This is a genomic window from Dissulfurimicrobium hydrothermale (genome assembly GCF_022026155.1).
GTDB classification, from domain to species: domain Bacteria; phylum Desulfobacterota; class Dissulfuribacteria; order Dissulfuribacterales; family Sh68; genus Dissulfurimicrobium; species Dissulfurimicrobium hydrothermale.
Genome location: NZ_CP085041.1, coordinates 660,789 through 677,707, shown reverse-complemented (window position 1 = coordinate 677,707; position 16,919 = coordinate 660,789). Strand labels below are relative to the sequence as shown.

Below are 16,919 nucleotides of genomic sequence, written 5' to 3'. Positions count from 1 at the left end.
TATTTTATGTGAATCGTATAAAAAAGGTCTTGAACTCCTCATTAAGCCCTAAGCCATGGCTACTCATTTTTATAGCCTGTCTGACATGGGTATTTTTGATCTCAGGCCTCCATCTCTGGCTCAACAAAAAAGAGGTATCTGAATCCACCTTAAGGGTCGGCTTCCTGCCCATCACCGACAACATCATCTGTCCTGTAGCCGCCAAGCACCTGAAATCCACGCCAATGGCCTTTACCCCGATAAAGTTCACCTCCTGGCCCGATCTGATTGAATCCTTGGAGAGCGGGGAATTGGACATTACCTTTATCCTTGCGCCCATAGCCATTGCCCTTTATGAAAAGGGTCTGCCCATCAAGGTCGTTCTCCTCGGCCACAGAAACGGATCCACCTTAGTAGTAAAAAAATCCCTGCACATATCAGGCGTAGCCGGGCTCAGGGGCAAGACGGTTGCAATCCCGATCCGGTTCAGCCCGCACTACCTGACCCTTCTGTCGCTTTGCGACCGTGCACATGTACCCATAAAAGAAATAAACGTGGTTGAAATGCCTCCGCCTGACATGCCATCGGCCCTGGCCTCAGGTGCGATCGACGCCTATATTGTAGGAGAGCCCTATGCCGCAAAGGCTGAAATGGCAGGCACGGCCCGGGTGCTCTATTACATGAAGGACGTGCAGCCTGGCTTTATATCGAGCGTCCTGGTCGTAAGGAGCGATGTACTTAAAAAAAGACATGACGAGGTCGTAAATCTTATAAGGGAGTTCTACAGGGAAGGGCTCTGGATTGAAAAAAACCGCATCAAGGCCGCAGAGATAGCTGCAAAGGCCTATAATCTACCTGAACCCCTGATAGAATTCGTCCTTACAGACCCGCCTGACCGTGTATCATACAGGGATTTGATCCCAAGGGTGGATGAATTTGCCAAGATGGGGAGCCAGATGGTTAAATGGGGCCTGTTAAAACACGCGCCTGACGCCAGGTCCCTCATAGATACGTCATGGTATTCCAGATGATGGAAGACCTTCGCATGACCACCGGCTCATGGTCCATGGCATGGCGGGGCGTGACATCCCTTTTCCTGGCAGTGGACATCCCTGTCCACAGGCCAGGCGGAGGCCATCCGTGGCCTCTTTGTCGGCATATCAAGCCCGGTCGCGCGAGGACCTTTAGTAATGCAGGAGCCTGAATAATGATGAAAGACGCCATAAGGAGGTGGACGCAACCGGACAGGGTCTTACCCATCCTCACGATTGCAGTCCTGATCGCCCTGTGGGAGTGGACGGTGCGGGAATTCGCTATCTCTCCCAACATGCTTCCACCGCCCTCTCAGGTGGCGGCGGCGCTTTGGGAGCTTTCGGTATCCGGCGTGCTCTTTCATTACATAATAGCGAGCCTGTTCCGCGTGACATGGGGATATTTTCTTGCAGTGGCCACGGCCATCCCCATAGGCCTGTTTCTGGGTCTCTGGCCGCTTGGGCGGGCTATCTTCAACCCGATCATACAATTCCTGCGTCCGATCTCGCCCCTTGCATGGATACCGCTTGCCATCCTCTGGCTCGGCATCGGGGACAGACCGGCCATATTCCTGATATTTCTTGCCGTCTTCTTTCCCATGCTGGTAAGCGTGATGGGAAGCGTCGCGGGGATCAAGGTCACCTACTTGAGGATAGCCCAGAACTTCGGGCTCAAGGGCTACAGGCTCTACACAAAGGTCATCCTGCCTGCCGCCCTCCCTGAAATAGTAACAGGTCTCAGGATCACCCTTGGGACCGCATGGCTTGTCATAGTCGCAGCAGAGATGATCGCGGTGAAATCCGGCCTTGGCTATTTGATAATAGACGCCAGAAATTCGCTTAGAATGGACCAGGTCATGGGGGGCATGGTAGTGATCGGGATTATAGGCCTTGGGCTCGATTATATGATAAGGGGCCTTGAAAACCTCCCGTCTGTCAGATGGAAACAGATGCGTAAATAAAAAAGATGCCAGATAAAACAGACAAACCAAACAAAATAGAAATCAACGGGCTTTTCAAGTCCTACATGGGCAAAACCCCTGAGGCAGACGGGGATGGATGCCGGTTGCCAGAGGGTTCGACCGTCCTCCATGACATAAACATCTCCATCCCTCAGCGCTCATTTACCTGCTTTATAGGCCCCTCTGGTTGCGGAAAATCCACGCTTTTAAGGATAATGGGCGGTTTCGATACGCCTAGCAGAGGCCAGGTGCTTATTGACAATGAGCCTGTAAACGGCCCAAGCCCAAGGCACATCTTTGTCTTCCAGGAGGATGGGCTCTTTCCGTGGATGACTGTCAGGGAGAATGTGGCCCTGGGCGCAAGGCAGATCGACGACCCCGAGGCCAGGAAGCAGATGGTCATGGAATATGTCGAGCTCGTCGGGCTTCAGGGCTTTGAGAATCACTATCCGCATGAACTCTCAGGGGGTATGAAGAGGCGGGCGGAGGTGGCCCGCGCCCTTATCACAAACCCCGACATCCTCTTCATGGACGAACCCTTTGGCGCACTGGATTTTCTGACAAGGCTTCAGATGCGGGAAGAGATGCTGAACGTCCACATGATGTTTGACACCACGATCCTGTTCATCACCCACGACATAGACGAGGCCATACAGCTCGGCGACAAGATCGTGGTCTTCAGCGAGCGGCCCACGAGGATCAAGGCCGACATCACCCTGGACCACCCCCACCCGAGGGACTTTACAAAGGGTGAGCTTGCGGCCCTGAGAAGGGAGATATACTTCCTGATGGGTATCCACGCCGCACTATGATATTATGATATAAGGGTACTTTTAATAATCCGTCATTCCCGCGAAAGCGGGAATCTATCTTGTTGTTTTTGCTGGATTCCTGCTTGCGCAGGAATGACAAAACATGGATTTTTAGAGATTCCCATAATATATTTAAGCATTCAAACCGCTGGAGAAATGCCGTGAAAGACCAAAATGACCTGGACGAACAGGCGAGGGAGCTGGCCCAACACCTGGGTATTGATGAACAGGATATCAAAGAAAGGCTCCGCTACCTCTCTTTGACCCATGAAGACATAGGGCTCATAAAGAGGCTCAGCGAGGCGGCAAAGGGTCAAGACACGGCCTATCTCTGGGACCACTTCTACGCCCACCTGCAGGGATTTGAGAAGAGCAACAGGTTTTTGACGAGTCATGATAGGCTGAAGCAGCTTAAACTGACTCAGAATAGACACTTTTTAGAGCTTTTGGCAGGCAACTACGACCTCGATTTCTTTTTAAGCCGGCTCAAGGTAGGCATACGGCACGATTAGGTAGGTATTGATTACTGCCTCTATTCAGGTGCATACGGAAAGTACCTTGATCTGATCATGGACTATGTGGCGGAAAACATGGAACCATCCTTGGTACTGTCTACCCTTAAGGCCGTTTCAAAGGCCGTTCTCCTGGACATGATCCTCGAAAGTTACAGCTACTTCGCTGTCCGAGAAAAAAGGCTTGGTGAGGCAAAGAAGACCATCGAGAGGGTGAACAGGGCCTTTCAGGTCATCCACGAGATAAACGATCTCATCGTAAGGGCCACTGACCTGAACAAACTCCTTGACAACGCCACCCGGATCATCGTAGAGACAGGCGGTTTCGCCCTGGCCTGGATCGGCATGGTGGACCCGCAGACCGGCCTCATCCTGCCCAGGGCGGCCCACGGCCTTACGGACTATCTCAAGGGCATCAAGGTCTCCATCGACCCCAGCCTTCCAGAGGGCCAGGGACCTACAGGGACCGCTGCCAGGGAAAAGAAGGTCATAGTCGTTCAGGCCATTGGCGAGGACCCGCGCTTTCTGCCCTGGAAAGAAATGGCCCAAAGGTTCGGCCTGCGCTCCGCATCCGCCCTGCCCATCGTGATAGCAGGCGAGGCCAAGGGGACCCTGAACATCTACTCCACAAGGTATGCCTCCTTTACGGACAAAGAGGTCGCCCTGCTTGAAGAGGTGGCAGGGGACATCGCCTATGCCATAGATCACATGGAGAAGGAAGAAGAGGTGGAGAGACTCCTCTTCTGGGATGGGCTCACGGGCCTCGGAAATCACAACCGCTTCACCGCCTATCTTGCCTCCCATCTGCAGATTCTGAATTCGGAAAAGGATCACTGTCTGGTCTTGATTTTGGACATAGACCGCTTCGGGGTAATAAATCACGCCCTGGGCGTGCCCAAGGGCGACCTGGTCCTCAAGGAGATCGCAAACAGGCTCAAGGTCTTTGCAGGGGACTCCGGCGATGCGGCAAGATTCGGCGCCGACGAGTTCGGCCTGGCACTGGACATCTGCAACAAAAACCCCCTGACGGTCATTGAAGAGCTGAGACGGCTCATTTCACTGCACCCCATAAGGCTGGACGGTGACGAGATCTCGGTCAGCGCCTCCATGGGCCTGGCCGTATTCCCCGAGGACGGCCTTCAGGCCAGTCAGCTCATCGAGCGGGCCAAGATGGCCCTTTCAGAGGCCAAAAAACAGGGGGAAGATCAGATATGCTTCTATTCCCACGAACTATTTGAAAAAAACCTCAAAAAGGTCGAGCTGGAAAGGGAACTCAAGGAGGCCTTGAAAAACCGGGAATTCGTGCTCTTCTTTCAGCCCAAGATAGACCTCCTGACCAGAGAGATCGCTGGCTTCGAGGCCCTGATCCGCTGGCAGCACCCAGAAAAGGGCCTGATCCCGCCAGGCGAGTTCATTCCATTTCTGGAGGAGTCCGGGCTCATAGTGGAGGTGGGCAAGTGGGTCATGGAAGAGGCCATCAGGCACATAAAAGAAAGCCCGGTCTGCAAAGACTCCCGCATGGTCATATCGTTCAATGTCTCCTTCAAACAGTTCGAGAAACAGTTCGAGCAGCCCGGCTTTATACAGGAGCTCATCGAGACGGTCAAGGCCTCGGGCGTGGACCCGAAGAGGCTCCAGATCGAGGTCACCGAGGGCCTTCTCATGAAAAACACCAGGGAGACCATTGAAAAGCTGGCGCGCATACATGAGGCCGGGCTGGGTATCTCCATAGACGACTTCGGAACGGGCTATTCGTCCCTCCAGTACCTGAAGGACCTTCCGGCCTCGACGCTCAAGATCGACTACTCCTTTGTAAAGGGCCTTCCCGATGAGAGGGACGATGTGGAGATAGTAAAGACCATCCTCCTTCTTGCCCAGGGCCTTGGCAAAAAGACCGTTGCAGAGGGCGTTGAGACCAGAGAGCAGCTCGTGTTTCTCGCAGGGCTTGGGGTGAATGAGGTTCAGGGCTTTTATTTCGCCAGGCCCATGCCCAAGGGCGAATGTATCAAGTGGATCGAGGACTACAGGCCCGAGACGTATTTCTGGCCCAGGAGATAAGGTCTTTTTCATATGATCGACTATAGAAGTCTCACGAGAAAAGAACTCGAGGACCTGGCTGGGAACATGGGCCTTCCTGCCTATCGGGGCAGACAGGTCTTTAAGTGGCTCTGGAGGCCGGGCCTCTCCGGATTTCATGAGATAACAGACCTGCCTTCAGGCCTCAGAAACGTCTTTGCCCAAAAGGGCCGTATTGCGCGCCTCAAGGTGGCTACAGAGCAAAAGTCTGTGGACGGAACGATCAAGCTCGGCCTTGGTCTCGATGACGGCCTCATGATCGAGTGCGTGGTCATTCCGGAAAAAGATCACCTGACCCTCTGCCTCTCAACCCAGGTAGGCTGCGCAATGGGTTGCAGCTTCTGCTATACGGCCAGAATGGGTTTTTTGCGCAATCTTGAGGCATCGGAGATAGCAGGGCAGGTGATCGCGGTCATGGAGCGCCTCGGACTGGAGGAGCGGCCCAGGAACCTTGTATTCATGGGTATGGGCGAGCCGCTTGCCAACTATGAAAACCTGACCAGGACCGTTCAAATCCTTACCGATGAGCTGGGGCTTAACTATTCCGGAAGGCGCATCACTGTCTCCACATCCGGGCTTGCGCCAGAGATGTTGAGGCTCGGCCAGGACCTGGATGTGGGTCTGGCCATATCGCTTCACGCCCCGGATGACGAAATCAGGCAGGAAATCATGCCCATAAACCGCAGATACCCGATCTCGGCGCTCATCAACGCCTGCAAATCATACCCAATAAAACCCAGACGCAGGATCACCTTTGAATACCTGCTCCTCCAAGGGATAAACGACCGCATGGAGCAGGCCAGGGGGCTTGCAAGGCTGCTTCGGGGGATCCCTGCCAAGATAAACCTCATACCCTTTAACGAAAGTCCTGGGCTTTCATTCAAGGCCCCTTCAGAAGAAGACGTCCTGGCCTTTCAGAAGGTGCTGACGGACGCGGGCTACACGGCCATCATAAGAAAGAGCAAGGGCCAGGACATAGCCGCGGCATGCGGTCAATTGAATACAATGCCATTGCTGCACACAAGGGGCCGTTGTATAAACACGAACACGGCCTGAATGGACCGACCCAGGCGCCTCAGTGGATCGTATTAGTCACTGGTCCGCCAAGGCCCAAGGCCGAGAGATCCATGGCCCTCTGTCTGCGCTGGATAAAACCCTTCGCCCTATTCAACACCGCAGGGATGTCAAGGATCAGACCTATTGAACCGTCCCCGAGGATGGTGGCGCCGGAAAAACCCGGTTCGTCGGTCAGAAAATCAGCAAGGGGTTTTATGACCACGTCCTGTTGCCCCAAAAGGGAATCCACCCCCAGACCGGCCTCGAATTCCCCATGATGTACCACGACCACGAAGAGCCTCTTGGGGTTATCATCGGCCCCGGTCCCACGGAATATCCTTGACAGCCTTATGATCGGTACGGTCTCCTGCCTCAAGGACATGACCTCATAGCCCTCTATAGGACTTATATCGTCAGATGTTATACGCACTATCTCGCTAACAGCGGAAAGCGGAACGGCCATGACCTGGCGCCCGACCTTTACGAGCAGGGCCTGAATGATGGCAAGTGTGAGGGGTACGCGTATCGTTATCTCAGTGCCACGATCAGGTGCAGAAGAGACCTCAATGGTTCCGCCCAGTTTCTCGACGTTCTTCTTGACCACATCCATCCCGACCCCCCTGCCCGATGTCTCTGTGACCTCGGTCGCTGTAGTTACACCCGGCAGGAATATGAGCTCCCAGACGCGCTCGTCAGGCAAGGTCTGTGCCGTCTCGCGACCCATAAGCCCAAGAGATACCGCCCTTCGGATGAGCGCCTCTCGGTCAAGACCTCGGCCGTCATCAGCCACCTTTATCACAACAAAGTTGCCGTCCTGGCTTGCGGAAAGCACCAAACGACCCTGGGGCGGCTTTCCGAGCCTTATCGTGCGCTCGTCAGGCGTCTCTATGCCGTGGTCAACCGCATTCCTTATGATATGCAAAAGTGGGTCGGCCATCTGTTCTATGAGGCGCTTGTCAAGGGCGGTATCGCCACCTAATATGTGAAGCTCGACCTTTTTGTTGAGCTTTTGGGCGAGATCCCTGACAACCCTTGGATAACGCTCAAAAAGATGCCCTATGGGGAGCATCCTGATCTTCATCATATCTTCCTGCACCCGCTGGACAGCCCTCGAGAGGGCGGATGCGTTTTCGCCGAGACGGGCCGCCAGGTCTTTCAAGACCTTCAACTCCTTGACGCCTGCAACACGCCGGCTCGTCCAGTCCGCACAGACCCCCTTGAGACTGGCCGTAATCTGTTCGAAGACCGACCGTAGGATCACGAGTTCGCTCACGTTGCCGAGCAATCCGTCGACACGTTCAAGGTCAATTCTGACGGTCTGGGAGATCTTTTCAGGCCTCAAAACGGTCTCTGTTTCGGTTTGAAGAACAGGTGTACCTTGCCTTGCTGCGGTTGCAGGTGACCTTCCAAGGCCTGTATCGTACCCGGCAGGCAGCATATCCTGCCGCCCTTCACCACCCTGGGCGGCAATTCGGTCTATGCCGCGTGCAACATCGCCTTCCGTATCATCACCCGATTCAGCACCTATGTCAGAGAGAGGTCCGGCCTCAACCTCATCAAAAAAGGAATCGATGGCGTTATCGAGTGCGTTTATTTCAGCCATCTCGGCAGGGCCTGCCCCAAGCCCTTCACCTACCACTGTTGGGAGATCTTGGAGCTCAGGCATCAGCTTAAGGAGTCTCTGCCACATATCCCTCAGTCTCTCGGGATCAAACCCTTTGTCGCTCCCGTGATCGGTAAGCCCCTCGGTCAACCTCTCCGACCACTCCTCCATCAGCGCCACCACCTCCGGATAATCCATATAATTAGCGGACGCAATGATCTTTTCTATGGCGCCCTGGCATGCCGATATCCACTCCTGGTCCGGCCTTTCAGGTACAAGTGCAAGAGGCGATGATACCTCCTTTACAAAATCGACGAATATTCGGTAAAGCTCCTTGTCTTCCTCACCCTCTTCTAGCCTGCTGCCGGTCGGGACCTCCGCCTTCTGCGCAATAGGGCCTATAACCCCTTCAATAACCATGGAAAGTCTGGAAATGATGGCCTTCAGGTCATCGACCGTAATACGCCCACCCTGCCCGCTCGAAGCGATTCCATTGGAAGAGTCGCGTATGGCGTCGGTTATGGAATCTATCCCGACATAATTGGTGACCCTGGCCATGTCTTCCAAGATGGAGAGAACGGCCCTCGTATCCACATCCTCCCCCTTCATCAAGGCATCGAGCCTTGACCATATAGCCTTCATCTCATCAGCGTATATGCCCATGAGTTCCTCGTCTTCAAGATCGCCATCTCCGCCAACATCTCCTGCAAGGCCTACATTGTCGGGACCGGCTCCCTCAAGCCCAAGGCCGGCCTCGCGTCCTGATACCGCACCGCCTGCCGCATCTTTGTCTTCAATACCGCCGATGGCCTTTATCTTTTCCAATACATCATCTATCTCTGACGTTTCGGCATGGTTTTCAGCCACCTCCTTCACAAGCCTCTTCAAGCAATCCACCGCCTCGAAGGCGACGTTTATGAAGTCGGTGTCGCACTTTACCCGCCCGTTTTTAAGCTGATCAAAGAGGTCTTCGAGGGCATGGGAAAGATCGTGGATGCGCTTCAGCCCCATGTAACCCGCTGCACCTTTTATGCTGTGCACCCCCCTAAAGCAATCAGCTATCAGGGACATATCCTCCGGATGCTGCTCGAGCAAAAGCAGATTGGGCTCTATTTCATGGATGTGCTCCTCGGCCTCCATGACAAAATCCTGCCACATATCCTGGTCAAGCTGGGCCATTGGTCTCCCTCCCTTTAAAATCACCGCTGACAGCGGCCAATATGCGATCATAGGCGTCTTTGCCTATAAAATCTATAGCTCCAAGCCTCTTTGCCTCGGCTATAACATCAGGGTCTGATATCATACTGATGAACACGAGCCTTGCCCCAGGATCATAGTCGCGTATCATCCTGGCGCCGGTTATCCCATCCGTTCCTCTCATCGTAACATCCATTATCACGAAATCAGGTCTCAATTTCTTATACAGATCGAAACCCTGCCTCCCATCCTCTCCCTGGCCGACCACCTTGTGGCCCGCTTCGGTAAGGAATCTTACAAGGTGTCTTCTCATAAAACTTGAATCGTCAACTACTAAAAGTCTTGCCACAAAGCCTCTCCCCTGCACCATCTTTTTATCAATCTTCCCATCTGCTCCACTTCAATGGGTATGCAGGCCTCTTCAAACTCCCAGGACCGGATCTCGTCAAGGGGTGCAGGATAAACGGCGGTATCAGGGATCTGGAGCCATATATGACAACCTCTCGAGACCGCCTCATCCAGACCCTGCTTTATGTTGACGTCAGCGCCACTCAACAGCAGGATCGCCAGATTCGGACCAAAGACCTGCGAGGCGGTGCTTATAAATCTGGCCGAATCAAACCTGACGCCGTCGGCCTCGGTCCCGATCCAATATCCAGGATGTCTGATAAGCGCGCCGTCGCCCCTTACGACCTCCCAAGGTACATTCCAATCCGTCACCCAGCATAGAGAGCTGAGAAGCGGCCCTTCTGTCTGAAGGCAAGAAACAGTTACAGCCGCGATCTGGTCCATGGCGCCTGCAAACACTGATGCGCACCCTACAGCCATATCTTGAAATGCTGCCATTGAGAGCGATTCGCCAGCGGGCAATACTGATATGACCTTTTGAAGTTCGATCAACCCACCCATGCCGCCGATAACCACAAGCAACCTGTCTGCAGGAGGTCCTGGTCTGACCTTTTTGTGACCCAACGCCAGCTGCTGTTTTATCCTGCGTATATTCGCCAGTCTAAGGCCTTTTAAAGACGAAACGATCCCTTTGAACCTCTTTGAGACCTGCGCCCACTCTCCATCTCCGTTAGGCACCGCAATTATATCCATAACACCGAGCCTCAAGAAATCCATGACCTTGGGGCAGTTGGCATGATTGACGCTACCGAAGAGCAACGCAGGCGCCGCGGACTTCATCATGAAATGCTTAACAGCCAGCTCTTTGTTGGGTTCGGAGGTCTCCATGTCGATGACTACCAGGTCAGGTCTGGATACGGAGAGCCTCTTTTTGGCCTCCACCCAGTCTCCGGCCTTGACGATGACCTTGACACCGCAATCTTCGCGCAAAATCCCTTCGATCTTTGTGCAAACAGCCGTTGAGCGGCTTATTACAAAAACCACCGGCAGGGCACCCGCCATCTGAAAAGACGATGTCCGACCCGCCTCATCTTTACGTCTCAATGCCTCAAGGAGCAAAAAATTCCAAGGCGCATGTATGCTCCTTTCAGGGGCTGACGCCCTCTTCAACAAAAATGAGTCGGGCTCACTGCGTATCAGATCGAAGAAGGCATCTTCCCCCCTGGTGTCTTTATATAAAGCATGCACCATCTCGCCGCCGGAAAAGAATATCTCTCCGTCAGCGTCACCGCAGCGGACGATCAGCAGTCTCTCACCGCCCTCCATGCAGGCGAACTGAACCAGCGCCGCGAGATCGATGTCTTCTATATGGGCCCAACGTCCATCGGCAAGCCCATTTTTGTACGTGCCACCTCGATCGCCGCCGATCCCCTTGCAGGCGTCAACCGTCATCTCTTCCACGCCCCCAACCCCCTATCCTACCAGCAAGCTCATTGACCAGACAGACATCCGCGCCCGTCTCCTTTGCTATGAGAGCTGGCGTCTCAGGGGCAAGACATGTATCAGGATCTTGAACCAATACCCTCCCCCCAAGCCTGAGCAACTCCTTCGCCCCATTCAAACCGCCAACACCATCTCCGGACAGGAATACCGCCATCATATTGTCTCCGAAATGTTCGCTCGCCGAATAGAGGAATAGATCAACCCCCGTTTCTCTTTCAGAAAGGCCACATCTAGGCGTTATGTGAAGCAACATATCCCCGCCTTCATGATCGATGGAGGCCGCGTCATCGCTGTTTATGAAATAGGCCTTGCCGTTCTGCAAAGGCTCACCGTCTCCTGCAAGTCTGGCCTCAAAGGACACATAAGCCCCGATGTAATTGACAAATGCCTTTAAATAGCTCGGATGCGCCCTCATGAATACGACGACCGGAGCGGATATGCCCTTTATTAAAGGCAAAAGCGACAAAAGCGAGGCATAACCGCCTGTCGATGCGATGAGCGCGATCAGCCCATGCGGTGACCCGGACGCCCGGGCTGTAGCCCGATCGCCTGCCCAGGCAAGGGTGGCCGCCTGTCTGAGCCTCAAATACCTGGCAGCCTTAAGCTGCACCCTCGCGGCCCTCTTGACCCTCTCCTGAAGCACCGCCTTCTGCGCCTCAATATCCGCGCCGTTTTCCCGCGAAGGCTTTTGAAAAAAATCAACCGCCCCATATCGCAGGGCCTCGAAGGTCACCTTGGCGCCCTCCGAGGTAAAGGCACTGACCATCAAGGTGGGCGTAGGGGAGCGGATCATGATGTGCTTGAGGACGCTCAACCCACTCATTCCCGGCATGTGCACATCAAGCGTACATACGTCGCACGGTGTCTTTGAAAGGATCTCTATTGCCTCCCCGCCGCTCAACGCCTGGCCAACTATCTGAAGCGCAGGGTCTTCGGAAAGTATGTCGGCCAGAACCTTGCACATAAGCGGCGAGTCGTCGACCACCAGGACCTTCGTCTTTTTGACGCCCTCCCTGGTCAGGAGACCTGTCTGAAGTTCTTGCATAGCTCAATCCCTTATTAAAAGATCATCTTGATCGGAGATCGCCCGACTCTTGCAAATGGATCCAAAGAGCAGCCTACGTCCAAAGGCGTCTATCCTTGCCAATAGTTCACGTTCATCTGAAATCACCTCTCGACCTGCCCTTGCCATGGCATCACCTAAACGACCCTCTGTAAGGTTGGGATTGAAAAAGATCACCTCTCCTCCCCCGGCCTTTATCTTTTCAGGGCCATCACCGACAGGGTGCTCTGGCTCACCCATAACCACAGCCAAACAACACCCGGCCGTCAAGGCCACGGCCTGTTCAAAGAGCTGCTGCGCATTGCCTGGGGGTCCGTTGGCAATCTTGAACCCCCCTGAATCGTCGGCCTCAATCCAAGGGGGGCTATCTTTCGAGGCCACCAAACAGGAACCCGTTTTCAAACAAAGACCACCTTTCGCAAGCCTGACATCCCACCGTACAATCGAATCCAGCTCCTTTGAATAGGATTCGATGACCTCACAAGAGACGTCTTGAATACATATAATCGATATCGGGAGACTGCGTCTTAAATTGACCAGCAGTCTCATGAAGGGACCTAAAAAGCCTCTACCAGCGACAACTATTGCCAGGCCGAGCGGAGGATTCACATCCCTTACGACGGCTGTCTTGGCAGCCTTCATCGTCTGGAAACGCACCCGCTTGATGGCCATGGGATTCATCCTTGCCGCCCTGACAACCACACGACTGAGCTCATCGGCGCGACTGTGTATGTCAAGAGAGATCGTGCCCGACGGTTTTGGAAAAAAATCCACCGCCCCAAGACGCAACGCATCAAAGGTGACGCGCCCATGGCCCGCTAGACCGCTTACCATGACGACAGGCGTCGGCATCTTGATCATGATGTGTTTGATGGCCGTAAGCCCATCCATGACAGGCATATCTACGTCAAGCGTCACTACATCGGGTCTCAAGACCTCTATTGCCTCCAAGGCCTCCCTGCCGTGCTTGGCCACGCCGACGACCTCTATCTCTTCATCCTGCGACAGTATATCGACAAGGGCACGGCGCATAAACACCGTATCATCCACTACAAGCGCCCTGATGCGAGCATTATCGGACACAGGTCTTCCCCCTTTTTCAATTATCATATTAACTTGAGATTATAGCGCCCCATTGGGACTCCATATCCCCTCTCTCATCTTTAAGTCTCTGCGCAACACCTTTTATAAAATCCACATCAAGCCCCAACGCCTTTGGCGATAATATCTTTTTGTCCTCATCGTCATCTAGATTCCAGCCTATTTTAAGCTTTTGGCATATCTGATCCGCAAGAAACACCACTGATGCATGGACTGTATACTGGCCTGCACCCTGCGGGCTGTGGTGGTATCTTATTACGCCCTTAAGCATATCGCTCAATCCCCATCTCTGAGCAAGGTATGTGCCGAGCTCCATATGGGTCAATCCGTAGCGTTCCTCCGCGTTTGAAAGCGGTATGGCCATCGAACGTTTCATGGCCAGGATATCTCGCAACTCGTGTTTGAGATATATCCCGAACAGGAAACGGCCGATATCATGTATAAGCCCCGCTGTAAATATCTCCTCAGGGTCAACGCCGTCCACGCGGCCGCTGAGATATCTGGATGCCCTTGCAACTGCGATACAATGGAGCCATATATCCTTGGAAGTAAACTCCTCAAAACCCAAATCGCCCGAAAATATCCCCGAGATAGAAAGCCCTATTATAAGATCCCTGACCTCATTCAAACCAAGGACAAAAATAGCCCTCGAAATACTGCTTATTTTTTCCGCAAATCCGTAATATGGGGAATTGGCCGTGCGCAATAGCCTTGCGGTAAGCATCGGGTCATTTTCGAGTATCTTTTCCAGTGTATTTATAGAGACATCGGGGTCATTCAGGGTATCCAAAACCTTCAAAAGTGTATTTGGAACAGCTGGAAGGTCTTCCAGCTTGTCAAGCCGCTGAATCAGCGAGACCTGCATAGTCTCTTCTCTCCTTTTATCTTTATCGGTCTCTTTCCTCTTGGGCTTAAAGTTTTAAAGGGACTCAGATTTAATCTTTTTCAAAAACCGTTCCGATAAAACATAACTAGATTTAAAATATCTGTAGACAGGCCCATAAATTCAGTTTTTTATAGATATATCACCTAAAATTTGATATACCAAATAAAAACGGCAAACGGAATATCTTTCATATGACAGACCTCATTGTTACCACCTCCGCCCTGGAATTCGCACGCAACAAAATAAACGATTCCCTTATCAAGGCAGGCGTTCACACGGTCCTCCTGCTGGATCAGGCCGGCAACATCGTTGCCAGCTGCGGCGGCAACCCCGATATAGACATCACGTCGCTCGCCGCGCTTACGGCTGCGAATTTCGCAGCCACTTCACAACTCGCCAAGCTGATAGGGGAGGATGATTTCTCGCTGTTGTTCCACAAAGGAAAAAAAGACAGTCTGCACTTCGCCAGGGTCAACAACGATCTCATCATGGTCAGCATCTTCAGCGACAACATCTCGCTGGGGCTTGTAAGGCTCAGGGTTGCGGAGCTGATCAAGACCTTAAAAGACCTCTTTGAATCCTAAGCTATGGCCCTAATCGACCTCAGCAAAAAGGAAATCCATTGCAAGATCGTCTATTACGGCCCCGGCAGGTGTGGGAAGACCACAAACCTCCTCTACATATACAACGCCATGAGCGAGAAGACCAAGGGCAAGATGCTCACCATAGAAACAAAAGGCGAACGTACGCTGTTTTTCGATCTGCTGCCCCTGACGCTCGGCAAGATCGGCGGATTCGATATACGCATCCAGCTCTATACCGTACCTGGTCAGGCCCTGTACGAGGCAACGCGGAAACTGGTACTGAAAGGTGTAGATGGTATAGTCTTCGTCGCCGATTCCTTGAGGGTGCGCCAGATGAAAAACAAGGAAAGCCTTGAGGAACTTAAACGCAATCTGACTGAATATGGCCTTTCATTAAACAAGATCCCCTTGGTGCTGCAATACAACAAACGCGATCTGGTATCTTCCCCAGTACCTACAATCAGTATTGAAGAGCTCGACAGAGATCTCAACAACGACCTGGGGGTACCCAGATTTGAGGCAGCGGCCATAAAGGGCATAGGGGTCTTTGAGACCCTGAAGGAAATAAGCAAACGCACCGTACGCTATGTGGCCAAAAAAAACATGTTGATAAGTTAAACGGCAGGCCTGTCCCGCCGATGGATGATCAGGAGAACGGCAATGACAGACACGAAACAAGACGCCGGCATTGATGTATTTGGATCGGAGATTGACAGTGCCATTGATGATCTGTTCAATCCTTCGAAAAGGATAGAGATCGACCCGGTCACCGGCAAGGTGATTGACGTCAAGACGCAATCTGGCGCACCGCATGCGCCGGAACCGCCAGCGCCTGATATATTGCATCAGATACCATTACAATCGCCCTCGCAACCGATGGATGAACTTATTGAAAAGTGCCAACAGCACCTATTGACCCTCGAATGGGAAGTAACCGATACAAACATCCTCCTCTTCAAAGAGGAGCTTTCAAGGCTGCTCTCTGCACTCGATCCTGATAAAAAGAGGCTTTTGGGCGATATGCCGCGCCTGATGGACAGGATACTGGACCTCATGCTGGCATCTCCTGGCACAATGTCCATGAATGGCCTAAAGGCCATGCAAAAAGGGGTGGACGCCATAAAAGATATGATATCCGGTGGGACATTATGGTTTGAGCTGCTGACCTCCTCTATAAACAAATTAAACGAGGAACTGTCGCCAGTGCCAGGGCATCCGGATCAGCCGTCGGATCGGCTGCAGGGCCCGCCTCAAGGGGATAAATCCACCATGCCTGCGGCAGAAGAGGCCAAGGGACAGCCTATGGAGATGGCTGAGCTGGAGTTGGAGCTGGAAGAAGACTTTCAAAAGGCCGGGGCCTCGGCGCCTCAATCGGCTGAGGCCATTTCTATCGCACCCATGGTCCGCGAGACCCTGGATTCACATGTAGACGCCTTAAACAGATGTATAGCCCGCATGGTGCCTGTAGAAGATTTGATGGCGCAAACGCCGGGCATGGAAAAGTTATGTACCTTTTATAGGGGGATAAGGGAAGACCTAGAGCAGCAACTGGCCACCCTCCTCAAGGAGATGCCCGAGCTTGAGCGCCCGATGCCTCATGACGAAATACGCCCCGAGACGTCGGAAAAGACAACAGCGGCCCCCCTTCAGGCAGACACTGAGTCTGCGGCGAAAAAGACCATAGTCGCCCAAGAAGGAACACGACAGGTGCCGGCGGACAGATGCCCGTGGCAAAGGCTTGCCATGACCTCTTGGAGCGGAAAGACGGTGGCCTTTGTGCCCAGCGAGATAGCCTTTGAGGGGAAACCGGCATGGTGGGCCAGGAAAAAGATCAGGAGACTGGACGCCATGCCGCTCAAGATGCTCAAGACATGGCCGTGGACAAGGCTCAGGTCGCTGCTAAACGGAGAACTTGCAAAAAAGGATGAGGCGGAACTCAGAGAGATCGAGATAGACATCGCCGCCCCCCCTTGGCCCGCACCTGCAGCTACCGACAAAGAACCTATCGTGATCGTGCTTTACGACGGCGACAAAGACAGGGCGACGGCATTGCTCGTTGACTCGGAGACTATCCTATTTCCCGCGCAAGGAAACTGGGTCTGGGTACCGTCCGAAGAAAAGGCGCATTACGCCGTTGGCGAGATCAAAAACGATCAGGGCGAATCCATCCCGCTCATATCGGCGGGTTCCATTGCCGGACAATGAC

At 53.3% G+C, this 16,919-nt stretch carries 16 protein-coding genes; 9 read left to right on the top strand and 7 right to left on the bottom strand.

What is annotated here, in order from left to right; all coding sequences use genetic code 11:
- Positions 1-4: 4 nt before the first annotated feature.
- Positions 5-298: a hypothetical protein gene (locus tag LGS26_RS03170; RefSeq protein ID WP_237889975.1), complete on the bottom strand. Its 294-nt coding sequence runs from the start codon at positions 296-298 to the stop codon at positions 5-7.
- Between LGS26_RS03170 and LGS26_RS03165 the strand changes: the two genes are divergently transcribed.
- The 6 genes from LGS26_RS03165 (at position 183) to rlmN (ending at position 6,428) form a co-directional block, all read left to right on the top strand.
- Positions 183-1,010 carry an ABC transporter substrate-binding protein gene (locus LGS26_RS03165; protein WP_237889834.1) on the top strand — a complete coding sequence of 276 codons (828 nt, stop codon included), beginning with the start codon at positions 183-185 and terminating at the stop codon, positions 1,008-1,010. The two genes, LGS26_RS03170 and LGS26_RS03165, sit on opposite strands and share 116 nt — an antisense overlap.
- Positions 1,011-1,186: 176 nt before the next feature.
- A complete protein-coding gene (locus LGS26_RS03160) occupies positions 1,187-1,972 on the top strand; it encodes an ABC transporter permease (RefSeq protein WP_237889211.1) in 786 nt (261 codons plus the stop codon).
- A gap of 5 nt (positions 1,973-1,977) precedes the next feature.
- Positions 1,978-2,784, top strand: a complete 807-nt coding sequence (locus LGS26_RS03155) for an ABC transporter ATP-binding protein (protein ID WP_237889210.1) — start codon at positions 1,978-1,980, stop codon at positions 2,782-2,784.
- A gap of 161 nt (positions 2,785-2,945) precedes the next feature.
- Positions 2,946-3,296, top strand: a complete 351-nt coding sequence (locus tag LGS26_RS03150) for a protoglobin domain-containing protein (RefSeq protein WP_237889209.1) — start codon at positions 2,946-2,948, stop codon at positions 3,294-3,296.
- 78 nt (positions 3,297-3,374) lie between these two features.
- Complete coding sequence (locus LGS26_RS03145; RefSeq protein ID WP_237889208.1) at positions 3,375-5,354, top strand: bifunctional diguanylate cyclase/phosphodiesterase; 1,980 nt, start codon at positions 3,375-3,377, stop codon at positions 5,352-5,354.
- Between the two features lie 12 nt (positions 5,355-5,366).
- On the top strand, positions 5,367-6,428 hold the full coding sequence (gene rlmN / locus LGS26_RS03140; RefSeq protein ID WP_237889207.1) for a 23S rRNA (adenine(2503)-C(2))-methyltransferase RlmN: 1,062 nt from the start codon (positions 5,367-5,369) through the stop codon (positions 6,426-6,428).
- Positions 6,429-6,447: 19 nt separating this feature from the next.
- Here rlmN and LGS26_RS03135 read toward each other — a convergent pair whose 3' ends face one another.
- From LGS26_RS03135 to LGS26_RS03110, 6 genes are read right to left on the bottom strand one after another with little or no spacing between them, the layout of a single operon-like run.
- Positions 6,448-9,210, bottom strand: a complete 2,763-nt coding sequence (locus tag LGS26_RS03135; RefSeq protein ID WP_237889206.1) for a chemotaxis protein CheA — start codon at positions 9,208-9,210, stop codon at positions 6,448-6,450.
- The gene (locus tag LGS26_RS03130) at positions 9,197-9,577 is read right to left on the bottom strand and encodes a response regulator (RefSeq protein WP_237889205.1); all 381 of its coding nucleotides are present in this window, start codon (positions 9,575-9,577) and stop codon (positions 9,197-9,199) included. The genes LGS26_RS03135 and LGS26_RS03130 overlap by 14 nt, the downstream gene beginning before the upstream one ends.
- Entirely contained in the window at positions 9,562-11,028 is a 1,467-nt protein-coding gene (locus LGS26_RS03125) for a response regulator (RefSeq protein ID WP_237889833.1), read from the bottom strand. The genes LGS26_RS03130 and LGS26_RS03125 overlap by 16 nt, the downstream gene beginning before the upstream one ends.
- Positions 11,018-12,124, bottom strand: a complete 1,107-nt coding sequence (locus LGS26_RS03120) for a chemotaxis protein CheB (protein ID WP_237889204.1) — start codon at positions 12,122-12,124, stop codon at positions 11,018-11,020. The genes LGS26_RS03125 and LGS26_RS03120 overlap by 11 nt, the downstream gene beginning before the upstream one ends.
- Positions 12,125-12,127: 3 nt before the next feature.
- Positions 12,128-13,225 carry a response regulator gene (locus LGS26_RS03115; RefSeq protein ID WP_237889203.1) on the bottom strand — a complete coding sequence of 366 codons (1,098 nt, stop codon included), beginning with the start codon at positions 13,223-13,225 and terminating at the stop codon, positions 12,128-12,130.
- A 28-nt stretch (positions 13,226-13,253) separates the two neighbouring features.
- Positions 13,254-14,108 (bottom strand): HDOD domain-containing protein, encoded by an 855-nt coding sequence (locus tag LGS26_RS03110; RefSeq protein ID WP_237889202.1) that lies wholly within the window; start codon positions 14,106-14,108, stop codon positions 13,254-13,256.
- Between the two features lie 212 nt (positions 14,109-14,320).
- Here LGS26_RS03110 and LGS26_RS03105 point away from each other — a divergent pair, with 212 nt between their 5' ends.
- From LGS26_RS03105 to LGS26_RS03095, 3 genes are read left to right on the top strand one after another with little or no spacing between them, the layout of a single operon-like run.
- Entirely contained in the window at positions 14,321-14,713 is a 393-nt protein-coding gene (locus LGS26_RS03105; RefSeq protein ID WP_237889201.1) for a roadblock/LC7 domain-containing protein, read from the top strand.
- A gap of 3 nt (positions 14,714-14,716) precedes the next feature.
- Positions 14,717-15,331 (top strand): GTP-binding protein, encoded by a 615-nt coding sequence (locus LGS26_RS03100; protein WP_237889200.1) that lies wholly within the window; start codon positions 14,717-14,719, stop codon positions 15,329-15,331.
- Positions 15,332-15,373: 42 nt separating this feature from the next.
- Entirely contained in the window at positions 15,374-16,918 is a 1,545-nt protein-coding gene (locus LGS26_RS03095) for a hypothetical protein (protein WP_237889199.1), read from the top strand.
- The last annotated feature ends 1 nt before the right edge of the window (position 16,919 follow it).